The sequence below is a fragment of the Pseudomonas extremorientalis genome (genome assembly GCF_001870465.1).
In the GTDB taxonomy this organism is placed as follows: Bacteria; Pseudomonadota; Gammaproteobacteria; order Pseudomonadales; family Pseudomonadaceae; genus Aquipseudomonas; species Aquipseudomonas extremorientalis.
In genome coordinates, this window is sequence record NZ_MDGK01000052.1 from 173,011 (window position 1) to 191,909 (window position 18,899).

13 protein-coding genes are annotated in these 18,899 nt (G+C 58.6%); 4 read left to right on the forward strand and 9 right to left on the reverse strand.

All coding sequences use genetic code 11. From position 1 onward, the window contains the following. The 7 genes from BFN10_RS19920 to BFN10_RS19950 form a co-directional block, all read right to left on the reverse strand. Window positions 1–1,011 (reverse strand): ABC transporter permease subunit, encoded by a 1,011-nt coding sequence (locus BFN10_RS19920; RefSeq protein ID WP_025856266.1) that lies wholly within the window; start codon window positions 1,009–1,011, stop codon window positions 1–3. A gap of 76 nt (window positions 1,012–1,087) precedes the next feature. Next, window positions 1,088–2,683: an ABC transporter substrate-binding protein gene (locus tag BFN10_RS19925; protein WP_071491108.1), complete on the reverse strand. Its 1,596-nt coding sequence runs from the start codon at window positions 2,681–2,683 to the stop codon at window positions 1,088–1,090. Between the two features lie 80 nt (window positions 2,684–2,763). Then, window positions 2,764–4,161, reverse strand: coding sequence for an OprD family outer membrane porin (locus BFN10_RS19930; RefSeq protein WP_071491109.1), 1,398 nt, complete (start codon window positions 4,159–4,161; stop codon window positions 2,764–2,766). Between the two features lie 171 nt (window positions 4,162–4,332). Beyond that, a complete protein-coding gene (locus tag BFN10_RS19935; RefSeq protein ID WP_071491110.1) occupies window positions 4,333–5,937 on the reverse strand; it encodes an ABC transporter substrate-binding protein in 1,605 nt (534 codons plus the stop codon). A 304-nt stretch (window positions 5,938–6,241) separates the two neighbouring features. After that, complete coding sequence (locus tag BFN10_RS19940; protein ID WP_071491111.1) at window positions 6,242–7,870, reverse strand: ABC transporter substrate-binding protein; 1,629 nt, start codon at window positions 7,868–7,870, stop codon at window positions 6,242–6,244. Between the two features lie 258 nt (window positions 7,871–8,128). Next, the gene (locus BFN10_RS19945) at window positions 8,129–9,730 is read right to left on the reverse strand and encodes an ABC transporter substrate-binding protein (protein WP_071491112.1); all 1,602 of its coding nucleotides are present in this window, start codon (window positions 9,728–9,730) and stop codon (window positions 8,129–8,131) included. Window positions 9,731–9,820: 90 nt separating this feature from the next. Beyond that, window positions 9,821–10,534 (reverse strand): SIMPL domain-containing protein, encoded by a 714-nt coding sequence (locus BFN10_RS19950; protein WP_071491113.1) that lies wholly within the window; start codon window positions 10,532–10,534, stop codon window positions 9,821–9,823. 205 nt (window positions 10,535–10,739) lie between these two features. On the opposite strand from BFN10_RS19950, the gene BFN10_RS19955 reads away from it, so the two are divergent. After that, window positions 10,740–12,002, forward strand: a complete 1,263-nt coding sequence (locus tag BFN10_RS19955; RefSeq protein WP_071491114.1) for an ATP-binding protein — start codon at window positions 10,740–10,742, stop codon at window positions 12,000–12,002. Continuing rightward, complete coding sequence (locus tag BFN10_RS19960) at window positions 11,995–12,555, forward strand: response regulator transcription factor (protein WP_003171731.1); 561 nt, start codon at window positions 11,995–11,997, stop codon at window positions 12,553–12,555. The genes BFN10_RS19955 and BFN10_RS19960 overlap by 8 nt, the downstream gene beginning before the upstream one ends. 59 nt (window positions 12,556–12,614) lie before the next feature. On the opposite strand, the gene BFN10_RS19965 is transcribed toward BFN10_RS19960, so the two are convergent. Then, complete coding sequence (locus tag BFN10_RS19965; protein WP_130898089.1) at window positions 12,615–15,290, reverse strand: dermonecrotic toxin domain-containing protein; 2,676 nt, start codon at window positions 15,288–15,290, stop codon at window positions 12,615–12,617. Between the two features lie 184 nt (window positions 15,291–15,474). On the opposite strand from BFN10_RS19965, the gene BFN10_RS19970 reads away from it, so the two are divergent. Then, window positions 15,475–17,199, forward strand: a complete 1,725-nt coding sequence (locus BFN10_RS19970) for an ABC transporter ATP-binding protein/permease (protein ID WP_071491116.1) — start codon at window positions 15,475–15,477, stop codon at window positions 17,197–17,199. A 478-nt stretch (window positions 17,200–17,677) separates the two neighbouring features. Here the strand turns inward: BFN10_RS19970 and BFN10_RS19975 are convergent, their stop codons facing one another. Further along, window positions 17,678–18,115, reverse strand: a complete 438-nt coding sequence (locus BFN10_RS19975) for a Z-ring associated ZapG family protein (protein ID WP_003171734.1) — start codon at window positions 18,113–18,115, stop codon at window positions 17,678–17,680. 147 nt (window positions 18,116–18,262) lie between these two features. Here BFN10_RS19975 and BFN10_RS19980 point away from each other — a divergent pair, with 147 nt between their 5' ends. Continuing rightward, complete coding sequence (locus BFN10_RS19980) at window positions 18,263–18,892, forward strand: alpha/beta hydrolase (RefSeq protein ID WP_071491117.1); 630 nt, start codon at window positions 18,263–18,265, stop codon at window positions 18,890–18,892. Window positions 18,893–18,899 lie beyond the last annotated feature (7 nt).

The window sequence follows — 18,899 nt, forward strand, 5'->3', positions numbered from 1 at the left end:
TCAGCGCTGGTGACGGATGCGTGGGTTGGCGAAGCCGTAGAGGATATCCACCACGAAATTCACCAGGATCACCAGGCAGGCGATCAGCAGGATGCCGTTCTGCACCACCGGGTAGTCCCGCGCGCCAATGGCTTCGATCAGCCATTTGCCGATGCCGGGCCACGAGAAGATGGTTTCGGTCAGGACCGCACCGGCCAGCAGCGTGCCGACTTGCAGGCCGACCACGGTCAACACCGGGATCAGTGCGTTACGCAGGCCGTGCACGAACACCACGCGCGTCGGCGACAGGCCTTTGGCCTTGGCGGTGCGGATGTAATCTTCGCGCAGCACTTCGAGCATCGACGAACGGGTCATCCGCGCGATCACCGCCAGCGGGATGGTGCCGAGCACGATGGCTGGCAGGATCAGGTGGTGCAGGGCGTCGAAGAACGCGTCCGGCTCGTCAGCCAGCAGCGTGTCGATGAGCATGAAGCCGGTGCGCGGCTCGATGTCGTAGAGCAGGTCGATCCGCCCGGAAACCGGGGTCCAGCCCAGGCTCACCGAGAAGAACATGATCAGGATCAGGCCCCACCAGAAGATCGGCATCGAATATCCCGCGAGGGAGATGCCCATCACCCCATGGTCGAACAGGGATCCTCGTTTCAGGGCCGCGATCACCCCGGCCAACAGGCCCAGGATACCGGCGAACAACAGGGCGGCCATGGACAGTTCCAGGGTCGCGGGGAACAGGGCGGTGAACTCGGTCCACACGCTGGTGCGGGTACGCAGCGATTCGCCAAGGTCACCCTGGGCCAGTTTGCCGACGTAATCCAGGTATTGCGCATACAGCGGCTTGTTAAGGCCGAGGCGTTCCATTGCCTGTGCGTGCATCTCGGGGTCGACGCGCCGCTCGCCCATCATGACTTCGACGGGGTCGCCAGGGATCATGCGAATCAACGCAAACGTGAGCAACGTGATGCCGAAAAACGTGGGGATCAATAACCCCAGTCGGCGGGCAATAAAACTAAACATCTTGTCGTGTACCTCAATCAGCCGGTTAGGCAGGTCCGGCGCCGTCAATGTCGACGGCGCCGAGCGTTTTTCTTATTTACTTCACCTGGGTGGTGGCGAAGTTATTGTTCGTCAGAGGGCTTTGGGTATAACCCTCGACGTTCTTGCGCATAGCGGTGAACATTTTCGGGTAAGCCATGGGGATCCATGGTTGGTCCTTGTCGAAAACGTCCATGGCTTGTTCATAGAGTGCAGCGCGTTGTGCGGGTTCAGCCACAGCGCGCGCCTTGTCGATCAATTCTTGAAACTCTTTGTTACACCAGCGCGCGTAGTTTTCGCCGTTTTTCGCTGCATCGCAACTCAGGTTCGGCGTGAGGAAGTTATCCGGGTCGCCGTTATCCCCCGCCCATCCGGCGGATACCATGTCGTGTTCACCGTTTTTAGCACGCTTGAGCATTTCGCCCCATTCCATGACTTTGATATTCACCTTCAGGCCAATCTGCGCCAGATCCGCCTGCATGCGCTGGGCGCCGAGCATCGGGTTAGGGTTGGTCGGGCCGCCGCCGTTACGCGTGAACAGGGTGAACTCGGTGCCTTCCGGCACACCCGCTTCCTTGAGCAGGGCACGGGCCTTGTCGAGGTCACGCGGTGGGTTTTTCAGCTTGTCGTTGAAGCCCAGCAGCGTGGGGGGAAACGGGCCGGTGGCATCGACAGCGTTGCCTTTGCCGTACAGCGATTCGTTGTAGCCTTTTTTGTCGAACGCGATGTTGATCGCGTGACGCACCCGCGCGTCGCTCATGTACTTGTGTGTGGTGTTCAGTGCGGTGTAGGCGGTGGTCATCGCCGCCAGTTCATCGACCTTCAGGTTCGGGTCTTTCTTGATGCTTGGCAGGTCATCAGGCTTGGGATATAGCGCGACCTGGCATTCGTTGGCCTTGAGCTTCTGCAGGCGCACGTTGTTGTCGACCGCAATGGCCAGGATCAACGGATCGGCCGGCGGCTTGCCACGGAAGTACTCCGGGTTGGCCTTGAAGCGCACCTGGGCATCTTTCTGGTAGCGGATGAAGATGAACGGGCCGGTACCGATCGGCTTGCTATTGAGCTCATCGGTCTTACCGGCGGCGAGCAGTTTGTCGGCGTATTCAGCGGAGTGGATGGCGGTAAACGGCATCGCGACATCGGCCAGGAACGGTGCTTCAGGGCGCGTCAGGGTGAAGACCACCGTGTGGTCATCAGTCTTCTCGACACTTTTGAGCAGTTCCTTGAAGCCCATGCTTTCGAAATAGGGGAAACCCGTGGTGGATTTGTTATGCCAAGGGTGTTTCGGGTCCAACTGGCGCTGGAAGCTCCAGAGCACGTCATCGGCATTCAAGTTACGCGTGGGTTTGAAATAGTCGGTGGTGTGGAACTTGACGTCATCGCGCAGGTGGAACGTATAGGTCAGGCCGTCGTCACTGATTTCCCAGCTCTTGGCGAGCGCGGGAACAATTTCAGTGGTGCCTGGCTTGAAGTCCACCAAACGGTTGAACATGGTTTCAGCAGCGGCGTCAGCCGTCACGGCCGTGGTGTACAGGACCGGGTCGAAACCTTCCGGGCTGGCTTCGGTGCAGACCACCAGTGGTTTGGCCGAAACGCCGATGGCCACGCTCAACAGCGCGGCAGCCATGGCGGCTTGTAGTGGGAGCAATTTCATTCGGAGCCCTCTGCAATCGATGGGACCAGACAAGCGTAGACGGCGGGCTCGTCCTGAGCCCGCCGCTTACTTGGCGCTGATTAAAGAATGTTGAACGGGATGGTGGTGACCAGGCGGAACTCTTTAATGCTGCCGTCGGACTGGTTCTCGCTGCCACGGTGCTCAACGTAGGTTGCACGAATCGCGGTGGCTTTGAGCGGGCCGCTCTGGATGGCGTAAGAGGCGCCTACACCGTATTCCTGGTGTTTTTCGCCGTCTTGGCTCTGGATGCCGTCGTAGGCGAACTTGGCCCGACCGTTGTTACCGGTGTAGTGGGTACCGTCGATGCCCCAGCCGCGCGCGGAGTAGATATTGAACTTCAGGCCTGGTACGCCGTATTCGGCCATGTTGATGCCGTAGGCGATCTGGAAGGATTTCTCGTTCGGACCGTTGAAGTCGGAGGTCAGGGAGTTGGCCAGGTAGATGCCGTTGGTTTCGTGCAGGTAGTCGAAGTATTCGTTACCGTTCACCGCCTGGTAGGAGAAGGTCAGGCTGTGTGCCTGGTGGGCCAGGCCCAGGGACAGGGAGTAGGTATCGTTGTCGATTTCCCCCATCTCTTTTTTGCCTTCATCGACAGTCTTGTAGTAGTTGAAACCGGTGGTCAGCGCCAGTTGCTGTGCATCACCCAGCTCGTGGGTTGCGCCGAAGTAGTACTGGTTCCAGAAGTCCTTCACGTTGGCGCCGAAGACGCTGACTTTCAGGCTTTTCAGCGGCTGGTAGTTCAGGCCCAGCGTGGAGACCTTGTCGGTTTCCTGCGTGCCATTGCCGTATTCCGAACGGAATTTCGACAGGCTCTGCTCGGTACGTGGCGACACGCGGTCAAACACGCCACCCTGGAACGACAGGTTGCTGAACTCTTCGCTGTTGAAACTTACACCTTCGAAGCTCGAAGGCAGCGCACGGTTGCCGATGGTGTCGACGATGCCACTGCTGAAGTTCTGGCGACCGGCGGTCAAGGTGGTGTTCGACACGCGGAACTGCACGTTGGCCAGACCCAGTTTGCTCCACTGGTCTACGGCATTGCCGTCGGAGTCAGCCAGGGTACGGTTGGAACCACCCTTGATGTCACGCTTGCTGCGATCCAGTACCAGGGCGTTGTATACCGCCACTTCGGTCTTGACACCTACGGTGCCCTGGGTGAAACCCGAGCTGGCGTTGAGGATGGTGCCCTGTACCCAGTTGGTACGGTTACGGTCGGTCTTGGTCACGCCGTGCTCTTTGTAGCTGAAGGTGCCGCCACGGTATTTGCTCTCATGGGAGAACCAGTTACGCGTGGTGCCGCCCAGGCTGAAATCTTCGATGAAGCCTTTCGCCTCGCTTTGCGCGCTGGTGCCGGCCAACGTGGTCGGCACGAAGTCCTGGCTGGCGGGTTCCGCGTAGGCGGTGGCCGTGATGCTGCTGATGGCCAGGGCCAGAAGCGCTTTGCTGCTCAGTTTCATGGGTTGAAGCTCCTTTGGTTCTCTTTTTAATGCCGGTCTTTTTTGGTGATCCGGCTATTGGGTGTGTAACTCGTTCAAGCCATTGCAAACGTTTGGCGTAGGAAAAATCCCAACAAAAGGCCGCGCGTTTGCAGCAAGGCGGGGGCCGCCCTGCGCAATCCGGTTATTTTCTTATGGGGTGATACTGACGCCCGAGAACACGTTGCGGCCGAAGGGGCTGACCTTGAACCCTTCGACTTTGGCGCTTAGCGGCTGGTTGACCGTCGAGTGGGCGACGGGCGTGATCGGCACCTGCGCTTTAAGCAGTTGCTGCGCCTGTTTGTACAGAACAGTCCGTTGTTCGCGGTCGGTCACGACCTTGGCTTGCTTGATCAGCGTGTCGTACGCCGGGTCACACCACATGGAGTAGTTGTTCCCGCCGATGGCGTCACAGCTGTAGAGGGTGCCCAGCCAGTTGTCCGGGTCACCGTTATCGCCGGTCCAGCCGATCAGGCTCACATCGTGCTCACCGTTCTTGGTGCGCTTGATGTATTCGCCCCACTCGTAGCTGACGATCTTGACCTTGAGGCCGATCCTGGCCCAGTCGCTTTGCAGCATCTCGGCCATCAGCTTGGCGTTGGGGTTGTACGGCCGTTGCACCGGCATCGCCCACAGGGTGATTTCGGTGCCTTCCTTCACGCCGGCAGCCTTGAGCAGTTCCTTGGCTTTTTCCGGGTTGTAGGCGGCGTCCTTGATAGTCTCGTCGTAGGACCACTGCGTCGGCGGCATGGCGTTTACGGCCAATTGCCCGGCGCCCTGGTACACGGCGTTCAGGATGCTCTGCTTGTTCACCGCCATGTCCAGCGCCTGGCGCACTTCAAGCTGGTCGAACGGCTTGTGGCGCACGTTGTAGGCGATGTAGCCGAGGTTGAACCCCGGCTTGGTCAGCAGTTTCAGGTTCGGGTCGGCCTTGAGTGCGTCGACGTCAGCCGGGCGCGGATGCAGGGTCACCTGGCATTCGCCGGCCTTGAGTTTTTGCACGCGCACCGAGGCGTCGGTGTTGATGGCGAAAATCAGCTGGTCGAGCTTGACCTTGCTCGGGTCCCAGTACTGTTTGTTGGCCACATAGCGGATCTGCGAATCTTTCTGGTAACGCTGGAACACGAAGGGGCCAGTGCCGATCGGCTTCTGGTTGATGTCGCTGGGCTTGCCGGCCTTGAGCAGTTGCTCGGCGTATTCGGCCGACAGGATCGCGGCGAAGCTCATGGCAATGTTCTGGATAAACGCGGCATCGACCGTGTTCAGGGTGATCACCACGGTGTGCGAGTCGGTTTTCGCGACCTTGGCAATGTTCTTGTTCAGGCTCATCCCGTTGAAGTACGGAAACTCGGTGGGGTAGGCCTTGCGAAACGGATGGTCGGGGTCAAGCATGCGGTTGAAGGTGAACAGCACGTCGTCGGCGTTGAAGTCCCGAGTCGGCTTGAATTCCTTGTTGCTGTGGAATTTCACCCCTTCACGCAAGTGAAAGGTGTAGGTCAGGCCGTCCGGCGAAATATCCCACTTGGTTGCCAACGCAGGTACGACACCCGTCTCGCCTTTTTCAAACTCAACCAGGCGGTTATACAGCGGCTCGGCCGCATCGTTATCGGTGGCGGTGGTGTACTGCGCAGTGTCAAAGCCGGCCGGGCTGCCTTCCGAGCAGAACACCAGGCTGCGCTTGTCGGCGGCGTGGCCCATTGTGGCTGCAGCCAGCAGGCCGGTACCAAAAATTGCGGATAGAACGGTGGTATGGCGCATGACGATCCCGATCCTTGTTTGTAGTTGTCATCAGCGAGCAATCACCCCGGCATTCAGCCAGGGGGACATCACTGATCCCACACGCAGCAAGTGCCTTTCCGAGTTTGGAGCCTCTGCTGTCCTACGACGTTATGGGTCGCGGACTTCGCAGTAAATACGCCAAATCGGATTGACCCTGTAGGCAACGGCGCCGTGCATCGCAGTTCGTTGCTGTAGGAGGCAACGATTGCGAGCGTGGTCTGTTTCCTACGGGCCAGGCGGATGCAATAACGGCGACGTTATGAAACGTCGCCGTCATGGCTTCTTACTTGCCGCTTACGCTCACGCCATAGAAGGAGTTCAAGCCAAACGGGCTGATCTTGAAGTCCTGTACGGTGTTGCGCATGGGTTGATACACCGTCGAGTGCGCGATAGGTGTCATCGGGACTGCATCTTTGAGGATATGTTGCGCCTGCTTGTACAGCTCGGTGCGTTTGGCGACATCCGACGTGGCCTTGGCTTCTTTCACGATGCCATCGAATTTCTTGTCGCACCATTTCGAGAAGTTGTTACCGGACAGCGAGTCGCAGCCGAACAGCACGTTCAGCCAGTTGTCCGGGTCACCATTGTCACCGCTCCAGCCAATGATCATGGCTTGGTTCTCGCCACCTTTGGAGCGCTTGATGTACTCGCCCCACTCGTAGCTGGTGATCTTCACGTTGAGGCCGATCTTCTTCCAGTCGTTTTGCAGCATTTCTGCCATCAGCTTGGCGTTCGGGTTGTACGGACGCTGAACCGGCATGGCCCACAGAACGATTTCAGTACCTTCCTTGACGCCGGCTTCCTTGAGCAGCGACTTGGCTTTCTCAGGGTCGTACTTGGCGTCCTTGATGGTGGTGTCATACGACCATTGGGTCGGCGGCATGGCGTTGACGGCCAGTTGGCCGGCGCCCTGGTACACGGAATCGATGATCTGCTGCTTGTTCACCGACATGTCCAGCGCCTGGCGTACGCGCAGGTCAGCCAATGGGTTTGGCTGGTCGCTGCCCTTGACCTTGTCCATGACGTTGTAGGCGATATAGCCCAGGTTGAAACCGGCCTGGTTCGGCAGTTTCAGGTCCTTGTCCGCTTCCAGCGCCTTGAGGTCGGCCGGACGTGGGAACAGGGTGATCTGGCATTCGTTTTTCTTGAGCTTCTGGATGCGCACCGACGGGTCGGTGGTGATGGCGAAGATCAGGTTGTCGATCTTCACGTCGTCAGGTTTCCAGTAGTCCTTGTTGCCGGTGTAGCGGATGTTCGAGTCTTTCTGGTAGCTCTTGAACACGAACGGGCCAGTGCCGACCGGCTTCTGGTTGATGTCCGCAGCCTTGCCTTCTTTCAACAGTTTGGCGGCGTATTCAGCCGACTGGATCGAGGCAAAGCTCATCGCCAGGTTCTGGATGAAGGCGGCGTCCACGGTGCCAAGGGTGAACTTGACAGTATGGTCATCGACTTTCTCGATGTTCTTGATGTTGGTGTCCATCCCCATGTCCGTGAAGTACGGGAACTCGGTGGGGTAGGCCTTACGGAATGGATCGTCCTTGTTGATCATGCGGTTGAACGTGAACAGCACGTCATCGGCATTGAAGGTACGGGTCGGCTTGAAGTACGGGGTGGTATGGAACTTGACGCCATCACGCAGGTGGAAGGTGTAGGTCAAGCCATCCGGGGACACGTCCCAGCTGGTAGCCAGCCCAGGAATCACAGCGGTGCCGCCGCGTTCGAACTGGGTCAGGCGGTTGAACATGGTTTCGGCCGAGGCATCGAAGTCTGTTCCGGTGGTGTACTGGCCTGGGTCGAAACCGGCCGGGCTCCCTTCGGAGCAGAACACCAGGTTAGTCGCCGCTTGGGCGAAAGGAGCTGCGGCCATAAGGCCAGCGCTAACAATTAACGGAATGACTGCGTGTTTAAGCATGTTGGCCTCATGATTTGTTGTCATTTTTGGTGGTGAGGGCGACCTCGTGAGTCGGCCTGCGGATACTTATGCAGGCGCCATACCCATTGCAAGATGCTGAACCGTTGCGAGGCTGAAACAGTGGTACGAACGTACAGGAATGTCGCAATTATGAAAGTTTCGACATATTTGCGTATATTTCGAGGGTTTTTTCGGTGCATCCGTCGCACCAAAAAGGCCCAGCCGAGGCGTCTGGCGCACTCGGTTGGGGCGCTTCTGTTACTTATCTAGACTCACGCCGTAGAACGGTGTCAGGCCAAAGGGGCTGATCTTGAAGTCCCGCACTTCCTTGCGCAGGGGCTGGAAAACCGTCGAGTTTGCAATAGGCGTTATAGGTACTTGTTCCTTAAGGATTTTTTGTGCCTGTTGATACCACTTGATGCGCTGTTCGCGGTCGTTGCTGACCTTGGCCTGCTGCACCAATTTGTCGTAGGCCGGGTTACACCATTTGGCGTAGTTGCTGCCCTTCACCGCAGCACAACTGTAGAGCACGCCGAGCCAGTTATCCGGGTCGCCATTGTCGCCCGTCCAACCATAAATCATGGCGTCATGCTCGCCATTTTTGGCGCGCTTGATGTATTCGCCCCATTCATAGCTGACGATATTGGCCTTGATGCCGATCTTCTCCCAATCCTGCTGGATCATTTGTGCCGACATGCGCGCGTTCGGGTTTGAAGCGCGCTGCACGGTCATTGCCCACAGGTTGATGGTAGTTCCTGGTGCAACCCCTGCTTCTTTTAGTAGCGCCTTGGCCTTGACCGGGTCATGGGGGGCGTCCTTGAGGGTGGGGTCATAAGACCACTGCGCCGGAGGCAGGGCGTTCTGCGCCAATTGTCCGGCACTCTGGTACACCGCCTTGATAATCGCCGGCTTGTCGATGGCCATGTCCAGGGCCTGGCGCACCTTGAGCTGATCCAGCGGCGGGTGGGTCACGTTGTAGGCCAGGAAGCCCAGGTTGAAACCGGCCTGCTGCAGCACGCGCAAGTTCGGGTCCTGCTTCATCACGTCGATATCGGCGGGGCGCGGGTAGCCGCTGACCTGGCATTCGCCGGCCTTGAGCTTCTGCAGGCGCGACGCAGCATCCGGGGTGATGGCGAACACCAGGTTGTCGAGCTTCACATCCTCGGGTTTCCAGTACTGTTTATTGGCTACGTAGCGGATCTGCGAATCCTTCTGGTAGCGCTTGAACACAAACGGTCCGGTGCCCACCGGTTTCTGATTGATCTCTTCGGCCTTGCCCTGCTTGAGCAGTTGCGCGGCGTACTCGGCGGATTGCACCGAGGCGAAGCTCATGGCCAGGTTTTGCACAAACGACGCATCGACGTTGTTCAGGTTGAAGCGCACGGTATGGTCGTCAAGTTTCTCGACGCTCTTGATCGTGGTGTTCAAGCCCATGTCGGTGAAGTACGGCGACTCGGAGGGGTAGGCCTTACGGAACGGACTGTCGGCATCCAGCAGGCGATTGAAGGTGAACAGCACATCATCCGCGTTGAAATCGCGGGTAGGGGTGAAGAAATCGGTGGTGTGGAACTTGACGCCATCGCGCAGATGGAAGGTGTAGGTCAGGCCGTCTTTGGAAATGTCCCAGCTTGTCGCCAAGCCAGGTTCGACTTCGGTGCCGCCACGCTTGAACTGCGTGAGGCGGTTGAACACGGTCTCGGCCGAAGCATCGAAATCGGTGCCGCTGGTGTACTGGCTGGGGTCGAAGCCGGCGGGGCTGGCTTCGGAGCAATAGACCAGGGTACTGGCCGCGTGGGCCACTGGCATGAAGGCCAGCAATCCGGCGGCGAGGAGGAGCGGTTTTAAGGCAATTCTTTCCATGGAGACCCCTGAAGTGGCAGGTTTATATAAGCTGCCCAAACGAAAACGGCGCCACCGAGGGTAACGCCGTTCAGGTCTATCAGGTAGGGGTCACGGCATCTGCACTTCAATCACGCCATCGGCGCTCATGTTGACTTGGCTGGTGCCAGCTTCCACTTCAGGTGTGGGGGCTGAATCAGCCATCGCGGCTTTCATCATCATCCCGCCACGGGCGTAAGGCATCGGGTAGCCATTGGTGTTGAAGTTCAGGTTGACGATCTTGTAGCCCTTGCCGCCCAGCGCATCGGTGGCCAGTTGAGCGCGAGCCTTGAATGCGGCGACTGCATCTTTGAGCAGCGCATCTTCGCTGGACTTGCGCGTGGTGTCGGCGATGGAGAACTCCATGTTTTCCATTTTCAGGGTGCTCTGCAGTTCACCAGTGAGCTTGGACAGCGCCGGGAAGTCCGCACTTTCCAGGCGCAGCTCGGCGCGCTCGCGCCAGCCAGTGATCTTCTGGTTCTTGTTGTCGTAGATCGGGTAGCTGTTGCGGCTGCCCTGGCGCAGGGTTACGCCCTTGACTTCGCGGGCCTGGCCCAGGGCCTTGTTCATGGTGGTGGTGATTTCGGCGGCGAGCTTGGCCGGGTCGCTGTTCTGGGACTCGGTGTACAGGGTAACGATCATCTTGTCGCGAGCCACTTCCTGGCTGACCTCGGCGCGCAGGGAAATCTGGTTGTAGTTCAGTCCTTCGGCGGCCACGGCCGGAAGGCTGGCCAGGGTGGCGACGCCGAGGGTGATAACAGCTGCACTGCGAGTGAAACGAGACATGAAAGCTCCTTGAGGTGATCGTGTTCGGTATGACTGTAGACGGTGGCACCGGGTTCTTCGGGTTTACACATTACCTACATGTTGTAGCGATGCCGACGAACGGTCAGTTGCCCGGCCTGCGGCAAAGAGCCACACGCGCCGTGCCGGTGGGTCTGCTTCGTTTATACTCCTGCCGATCCGCCTGCAGCGCTCACCGGGAGAGCTCATGCTCGCCGCCGTAAAACTGACTTCCGCCACCCGCCAGAACCTCTGGCGCCTGACGTTCATCCGCACGCTGGTGCTGGCCGCACAGGCCGGCTCCGTCGGGCTCGCCTATTGGTTCGACCTGCTGCCGCTGCCGTGGCTGCAACTGGGCGTGACCCTGGGTTTCTCCATCGTGCTGTGTGTGTTCACCGCTATCCGGTTGCGCACCACCTGGCCGGTGACCGAGTTGGAGTACGCCCTGCAATTGGCTTGCGACCTGTTTATCCATAGTGTGTTGCTGTATTTCTCCGGCGGTTCCACCAATCCGTTCGTTTCTTATTACCTGGTGCCCTTGACCATTGCCGCCGTGACCTTGCCGTGGCGGTATTCGGTAGTGCTGTCGGGCATCGCCCTGACCCTCTACACCCTGTTGCTGGCGCGCTTCTACCCGCTGCAAACCTTCCCCATCGCCCGGGAAAACCTGCAGATCTACGGAATGTGGCTGAGTTTTGCGCTGTCCGCCGCCGTCATCACCTTCTTCGCCGCACGGATGGCCGAAGAACTGCGCCGCCAGGAAGAGCTGCGCGCCATTCGCCGTGAAGAAGGCCTGCGCGATCAGCAACTGCTGGCTGTCGCTACCCAGGCCGCCGGCGCTGCCCATGAATTGGGTACACCGTTGGCCACCATGAGCGTGCTGCTCAACGAAATGACCCAGGACCACCACGATCCGGCGTTGCAGGAAGACCTCGGCGTGCTGCGCGAACAGGTCAAGCAATGCAAGCAGACCTTGCAGCAACTGGTACGCGCCGCCGAGGCCAATCGCCGCCTGGCGGTGGAGATGCAGGACGTGACCCAATGGCTCGATGAAGCCCTGAACCGCTGGCACTTGATGCGCCCCGAAGCCAGTTACCGTTTTCATCTATTAGGGCAGGGCACGGTGCCGCGCATGGCGCCACCACCGGATCTGACCCAGGCGCTGCTCAACCTGTTGAACAATGCCGCCGACGCCTGCCCTGATGGCCTGGGTGTGCAGCTGGACTGGGATGCCGAAGACGTGACCATCAGCATTCGCGACCACGGCGCAGGTGTGCCGCTGGCCATTGCCGAGCAGATCGGCAAGCCCTTCTTTACCACCAAGGGCAAAGGCTTCGGCCTGGGCCTGTTTTTGAGCAAGGCCAGCGTGACCCGCGCGGGCGGCTCAGTGAAGCTCTATAGTCATGAGGAAGGTGGCACGCTCACCGAGCTGCGCCTGCCCCGTGTCGCACGAGGAGATATCGATGAGTGACGAGATCCAAGTCGAAGGCGAAGAACTGCCGCACCTGTTGCTGGTAGATGACGATGCCACCTTTACCCGCGTGATGGCGCGCGCCATGAGCCGTCGCGGTTTCCGCGTCAGCACCGCTGGCTCCGCCGAAGAGGGCCTGACCATCGCCCAGGCCGACCTGCCGGACTACGCCGCGCTCGACCTGAAGATGGACGGCGATTCCGGCCTGGTGCTGCTGCCCAAGCTGCTGGAACTCGACCCGGAAATGCGCGTGGTGATCCTCACCGGTTACTCCAGCATTGCCACCGCCGTCGAGGCGATCAAGCGCGGTGCCTGCAACTACCTGTGCAAGCCGGCGGACGCCGACGATGTGCTGGCCGCCTTGCTCTCCGAACACGCCGACCTCGACACCCTGGTGCCGGAAAACCCGATGTCGGTGGACCGCCTGCAATGGGAGCACATCCAGCGCGTGCTGACCGAGCACGAAGGCAATATCTCCGCCACCGCTCGCGCCCTGGGCATGCACCGCCGTACCTTGCAGCGCAAGTTGCAGAAGCGTCCGGTACGGCGTTGAGCAATGCTGGATCAAAAAAGCCCGGACTTTCCGGGCTTTTTCTTCGCCAGAGTGGTTACTCAGTAGGGAAAGGCAACACGGCCGTCGAACAGGTTATAGCGCTGATCCGGCAACTTGGCCGGGGCTTTGAAGGATACATACAAAATACCGTCTTTTATCTTGGCAGCGCTCACTTGGAGTGAGGCTTGCGGTTCGATCGCAACGTGGTCAGGGAGGATGCTGCTGGAGAGGTTCTTTTTGGCAATCGACTCATCGAAGATATAAATTACCGGTTGGCGGTTTTTTGCGGGCAGCGTGTCTTTTGCCCAGGTTGCCCAGCCCTTGGCGTTGAAGGCCTGGGTTGACGCCGATTGGATGCCGCTGTCCCTGAATACTCTGCCAACACCGTTTTTGAGTTTGTCAGCGCCCTCCGATGTAACAAAGGCGTAGCGAAAGGCCTTGCCGCTGTATTCGGCTTGTTCATCCAGGTCGGACAGGAATTCGCTCACATTCGGTGGGTACTTGCTTGGATCGGCCTCCGTGCGAAGGATTTCATTGATTTCGCCCGAACCGGCTTCGGTGTACTCATTCAGGCTCTCGTAATCTTCAGCCCTGGACGTCTGCGTCAAGCGGGTCAACTCGTCCAGCACCCGCTCGCGCTCTGCGCTACTCAGTGCATTTTCGTCTTTGTCTATCCGGCTGATGTCTTGCGCAAGTTGAGCTTTGGCAGAGGAGTTACTGGCATTCCATGGGAAATTTATACCTGCGCCTTTGTCCAGTTGTACCCAAATGCCCTCCTTGTCGAGATGCACAGTCATGATCGATTGTCTGGAGGTGGGGTCAATAATTTCGGCGTAGTGATCGGTGAGTTTAAAATTGCTTTTGAGTTCATATACCCGTTCTATCTCCGAATGATCGGTGTGTCGAATGAACCACCGGTCCAGGCCGTCGGCGTCACGGAGGTGATAGATGTTGTTGGCGTTCTTCGTTGCGTGCTCTATAAGCCTTTCGCCGTCTTCGACGGCATGGGCGCTGATGTTGTTAGATTCAGAGGGGCGCAGGCGATTGGCGGCTTCGGTGGGTGCCGGCGTTGTCACGTCTTCGGTTGGAGGGCTGTTGGGTGCTTTTATAGCCTCGTCTGCCACCGCCGATTCAATCGACGCCGTCCCGCTGTCGAGCTTGGATGCGCTGCCGGCGATACCGGGCACTGCATTGAGCACGCCAAACACGATCCGGTCGGTCCCGCGAGATTTGCCGTGGGCCAGATCATCGATACCGACGCCCACCTCTGTAATGCCGGCCCCTGTGTAGATCGCATCCAGCGCCAGGCCTACCTCCGGCATGACAAACGCCAACGGGGTCAGCAGCAACGCTGTGGCAGTCGCGGCCTCTGCCAGTTTCAGTGCGGCGTCCTTGATTACATCGCCATCGGTAGTGATGTCGTGATCGGCGTCGGCGTAGGCGCGCTCTTTTTGACGCTGGGTCATGGCCTTGAACGGGTCGCCGTTCAGGGGCTCCAGAGCGATATAGCGCTGAGGATCCCAATCACTGAGTGAGGTAAAGCCCAGCGCATTGGGTTTTTGTGCTTCGGTCCAGCCACCCAGTCCCACGAGGGACTGCTTCACGCCGTCAGAAAAAAACTTGTCGTCCTGGTCGTTCTTGGTGAAGTGGTTAAGCAACGCCGTTCGCTTGATCGGGTCAGCCGCCTGGTCGGCCAGCCAGGTTTTCATGGCTTCGGGGTTATCAAACCTGTGCAGCGGTGATGAGTTGCCCGGAATATGCAGCAGGGTGGTTTTAATCGGTTTGCCGTGGCTGTCCAGGCGGGTCTTTTTGTCGATGATGTACAGCAGGTCGGTAGATACGTCGCCATTGATCGACAGTAGACCAACGTCGACGTCGGGGTCCTTGGCATACGGGGCTTCCAGGTTCTTGACACTGGTTTCAGACCAAGGCTTTCCAGGTTGAAGGCCCGATGCACGTAGGACCAGGCGGGTTTCTTCATTGCTCAGGCTACCGTCCTTTTGCTGTGCAAGGGCAGCTTGAACGAGGGCTATCTTGGTGAGTAGCTCGTAGGGTTTTTCATGGGTTGCCCAGAACGTGTCCAAGTAGGATTTGTAAGGCGTAATCAGCTCGGTTTCCCATACCAGATCCCGAAATTGTTGTGGCGTAAGCGAGACCTTTGACGACAGATTCGGTACTGAGTCCTTTGAGGTGTCTGTGCCTCGAACGACGTACTCGTATGTCGGGTTCATGAGATCGTGGGCCGTCTGGATGGCTGACACGAGAGGAAAGGAATGAAGAATATTCAACAGTCTTGAGGCTGTCGGGTGCGTCCGCGCCAGTCCGGTAGGCGATTCATCGTCATTGTTTTTCCTGCGTACGTTGGTCAGTGCGGCCTCGGTCAGGCTAATTTGGTTGAGTATCTTGCCATCCGGCGGTGCCGGTTTGGTGGTGTCGTAGTTGGTCGTTACGATATAGGTATGGTCGGGGTTCAGCTGCAGGTTGAATTTTTTGCGCAACGCTTGCGCAATTATTTGTGAGGTTTCCTGTGCCGGCGTCAGGATGGTTTGGCTGGCATTTTTTATAAGGCGTTCAACGCTTTGGCTACTGTGGGACGCGTCGACCGTTTCATAGACTTCCGTGATCCGTCCGGGCGATGCGGGCAGTTGTCTGGAGTCATCTATGGTGTGCTCCTGGACGGTAGGCATGGTCTGTGGGGGCAGGCGTACAAATTGTATCGACGTGGGAAGGGTCATATAGGATTTTTCTCTCTGAGCGTGTTCCAAGGTGCCGAGAGTAAGTGGGACGGTTTCGAGTCCTGGTTTCCAGCCGATGTAAGTCAATTAAATACTGAACGCTGACTGAATGAGCGACATCGAATTGCCCGCTGCGCTAAAGCCTACCTTATGATCCATTCACACTACTGCGCCGAGCGAAACAATGAATCAGAACGCTGAGTATTCCGCGGTCAACGACGCGGTGCGTGGGCAATTCCTACGGCGGGTGTGGGGGTTGATTACGCCCTACTGGCGCAGTGAAGAGAAGGGCATCGCCTGGCTGCTGCTGTTGGTGGTGCTGGGGCTTTCGCTGTTCAGCGTCGCCGTATCGGTGTGGTTCAACAGTTGGAACCGCGATTTCTACAACGCGCTGGAGCACAAGGACTACGACGCTTTTACCCACCTGCTGATGTACTTCAGCGTGATTGCGGTGGTGGCGATTGTGACCGGCGTGTTCACGTCCTATCTGCAACAGATGCTCACCATCCGCTGGCGCCGCTGGCTGACGGAACGCTACTTTGCCCAATGGCTGGGCCACAAGAATTACTACCACCTGGAATACGGCGGTTACACCGATAACCCCGACCAGCGTATTTCCGAAGACCTCAATGCATTTACCGCCAGCACCCTGACCCTGGGGCTGGGCTTTATCAGCAACCTGGTGAGCCTGGTGTCGTTCTCGGTGATCCTGTGGGGGGTGTCCGGCAGCATCGAGGTGTGGGGCATCACGATTCCCGGCTACATGTTCTGGGCCGCGCTGGTGTATGCGGTGATCGGTAGCTGGTTGACGCACTTGATTGGTCGAAAACTGATCGGCTTGAGCAACCGTCAACAACGCTTTGAGGCGGATCTGCGTTTCAGCCTGGTGCGGGTGCGGGAGAACGCGGAGAGCATCGCGCTGTTCAACGGTGAGCCCAACGAACACCAGCAATTGAGCGCGCGTTTCGGACGGGTATGGAGCAACTTCTGGAGCATCATGCAGCTCAAGAAGCGTCTGAGTTTCTTTACCAGCGGTTACTCGCAGATCGCGATCATCTTTCCTTTTGTGGTGGCGGCGCCGCGTTACTTCGCCGGCAAGATCGAACTGGGCGTGCTGATGCAGGTGGCCCAGGCGTTCGGCAGCGTGCAGGGCAGCCTCAGTTGGTTTGTCGACGCCTATACGTTGCTGGCCAGTTGGCGCGCCACCTGTGATCGTCTGCTGAGTTTCGGCCAGGCCATGCAAGACAACGAAACCCGCACCATGGGCATTGGCTTGCAGCATCAGGGCGCAGGTTTGCAGGTCAAGGACCTGAACCTGGACCTGGCCGACGGCCGTCACCTGCTGCAAGGCGCCGATCTGACCGTTGCCGAGGGCGAGCGCCTGATGCTCAGCGGTCGCTCCGGCAGCGGCAAGTCGACGTTGCTGCGGGCCATGGGCAACCTGTGGCCCAACGGTCACGGCAATATTCGCCTGCCGGCCGAGCGCTATCTGTTCCTGCCGCAGAAACCCTACTTGCCGATTGGCACGTTGAAGGCGGTGTTGAGTTATCCACAGGACGACAGCGTCTACCCGGCAGAACGTTATGCACAGGTCCTGGAAACCTGTCGCCTGCCCCATCTGATCGACCGACTGGAGGAAGCCAACCACTGGCAGCGCATGCTTTCGCCGGGCGAACAGCAACGCCTGGCCTTTGCCCGCGCGTTGCTGTTCGCGCCGCAATGGCTGTACATGGACGAAGCGACGTCGGCCATGGACGAAGAGGATGAGGCGACCTTGTATCAGGCGTTGATCGATGAGTTGCCGGGGCTGAGCATCGTCAGCGTCGGCCATCGCAGCAGCCTCAAGCGCTTCCATGGACGGCATGTGCGGATCGAGGGGGGGCAGTTGCAGGAACAAGTCCCAGTATGATGTGAGGCCGGGTCAGAAAAGGAACCGTTTTGGGGAGGACACTCACTCAAGGGGTGGGGGGATCCCCTATTTTTCCTACTGATCCAGAGGTTTTTTATGAATTCGGTGAATGCTTTTTCAACCACCCAGCCTTCCTATTACGCGGCTACCGCCCAGAGTGCCACACCTTCAGCCGCTCCCCAGCCTGAGCCTACCCGTGCAATGGCCACCGAAGAGAAAAACAGCGGGTGCATGAGCGGTTGCACCGGGCCGGTTGCGGCCAGTGTCGTGAATTCACTGGCTCGACTGGCAACGTCGGTGATTCATCTGATGAACAAGCAGGACGGTTGCAATCACAGGTCCAGCCACGAGTCGTTGACCAAGCTATGATTTAAGCCCCGTTTTTAGCGGCCGGCAGCGATTCCAGTCGAGCAGGTAGACCCCAAAAAAAGCCCGGCTGATCATTGATCAGCCGGGCTTTTTTGTACTTGAAGACGACTTACTTCTTCAAACCGTAATGCTCATCCAGCATGCCAGGGGCGTTCGGCGTTTTTGGCGCGTAGTCCCGTGGCGGCTCCTGGTTTTCCCGCGGTGGGGTCAGGCGCTCCCGTGGGGTTTGCGGTGCATCGGAATGCAACGCGGCCAGCAGGCGCTGGCGGGTGATGTCGTCGAGGGCGAGGCGGTTGGCGCCATCGGCGAGATGATCCTGTACTTCCTGGTAGCTCTGGGTGAGCTTCTTGACCAGGGTCGCGGTGCTGTTGAAGTGGGTAACAACCTCGTTCTGATAACTGTCAAAACGTTCCTGGATATCATCCAGCTGACGCTGCGTGCGGTTAGGCGCGGCATTCGGCAGCAAGCGAGCAACCAGGAAACCAATGGCGACACCGGCAACCAGGGCAAGAGTCGGCAACAACCAAACTAAGAGCGAGTGTTCCACGAGTCCTTCCTCTATAAACGGCTTTGCTTTACGTTAACGGCTCAAACCTGCGCTGTATACCGCGATTAAGCTCGCAATCATGCCAAGCACAGACTTTTAGCTAGACGAGTCGACCCTTTGAGAGGTCACGGAGTTCATTCCTTGCTCATGCGTGAAACCCCCGTTTTGATCGATGGCCCGGTAGGCCAATTGGAAGCCCTGTACCTGGATCACCCCGAGCCACGTGGCCTGGCGCTGATCTGTCACCCTAACCCGGTGCAGGGCGGGACCATGCTCAATAAAGTTGTATCGACCTTGCAACGCACCGCCCGCGATGCCGGTTTGATCACCTTGCGTTTCAATTACCGTGGCGTCGGCGCGAGTGCCGGCACCCACGACATGAGCACCGGTGAAGTGGACGATGCTGAAGCGGCTGCTACCTGGTTGCGGGAAAAACACCCCGACCTGCCGATCACCTTGCTCGGGTTTTCCTTCGGAGGCTACGTGGCCGCCAGCCTGGGTGGCCGCCTGGAGGCCAAGGGCGAAAAACTCTCGCACCTGTTCATGGTTGCCGCCGCGGTGATGCGCCTGCGTGACAGCGACCAACTGCCCCAGGCCTGCCCACTGACCCTTATCCAGCCGGAAACCGACGAAGTGGTCGACCCGCAGATCGTCTACGACTGGTCCGCCGCCTTGAATCGCCCCCATGAGCTGCTGAAAGTGGCAGAATGCGGACACTTTTTTCACGGCAAGCTCACCGATCTGAAGGATCTGGTGCTGCCGCGCCTCTCGAATTGATAGCAGT

Coding starts and splice junctions, on each gene's coding strand:
- BFN10_RS19920 (WP_025856266.1), bottom strand. CDS start 1,011: ATGTTTAGTTTTATTGCCCGCCGACTGGGGTTATTGATCCCCACGTTT.
- BFN10_RS19925 (WP_071491108.1), bottom strand. CDS start 2,683: ATGAAATTGCTCCCACTACAAGCCGCCATGGCTGCCGCGCTGTTGAGC.
- BFN10_RS19930 (WP_071491109.1), bottom strand. CDS start 4,161: ATGAAACTGAGCAGCAAAGCGCTTCTGGCCCTGGCCATCAGCAGCATC.
- BFN10_RS19935 (WP_071491110.1), bottom strand. CDS start 5,937: ATGCGCCATACCACCGTTCTATCCGCAATTTTTGGTACCGGCCTGCTG.
- BFN10_RS19940 (WP_071491111.1), bottom strand. CDS start 7,870: ATGCTTAAACACGCAGTCATTCCGTTAATTGTTAGCGCTGGCCTTATG.
- BFN10_RS19945 (WP_071491112.1), bottom strand. CDS start 9,730: ATGGAAAGAATTGCCTTAAAACCGCTCCTCCTCGCCGCCGGATTGCTG.
- BFN10_RS19950 (WP_071491113.1), bottom strand. CDS start 10,534: ATGTCTCGTTTCACTCGCAGTGCAGCTGTTATCACCCTCGGCGTCGCC.
- BFN10_RS19955 (WP_071491114.1), top strand. CDS start 10,740: ATGCTCGCCGCCGTAAAACTGACTTCCGCCACCCGCCAGAACCTCTGG.
- BFN10_RS19960 (WP_003171731.1), top strand. CDS start 11,995: ATGAGTGACGAGATCCAAGTCGAAGGCGAAGAACTGCCGCACCTGTTG.
- BFN10_RS19965 (WP_130898089.1), bottom strand. CDS start 15,290: ATGACCCTTCCCACGTCGATACAATTTGTACGCCTGCCCCCACAGACC.
- BFN10_RS19970 (WP_071491116.1), top strand. CDS start 15,475: ATGAATCAGAACGCTGAGTATTCCGCGGTCAACGACGCGGTGCGTGGG.
- BFN10_RS19980 (WP_071491117.1), top strand. CDS start 18,263: ATGCGTGAAACCCCCGTTTTGATCGATGGCCCGGTAGGCCAATTGGAA.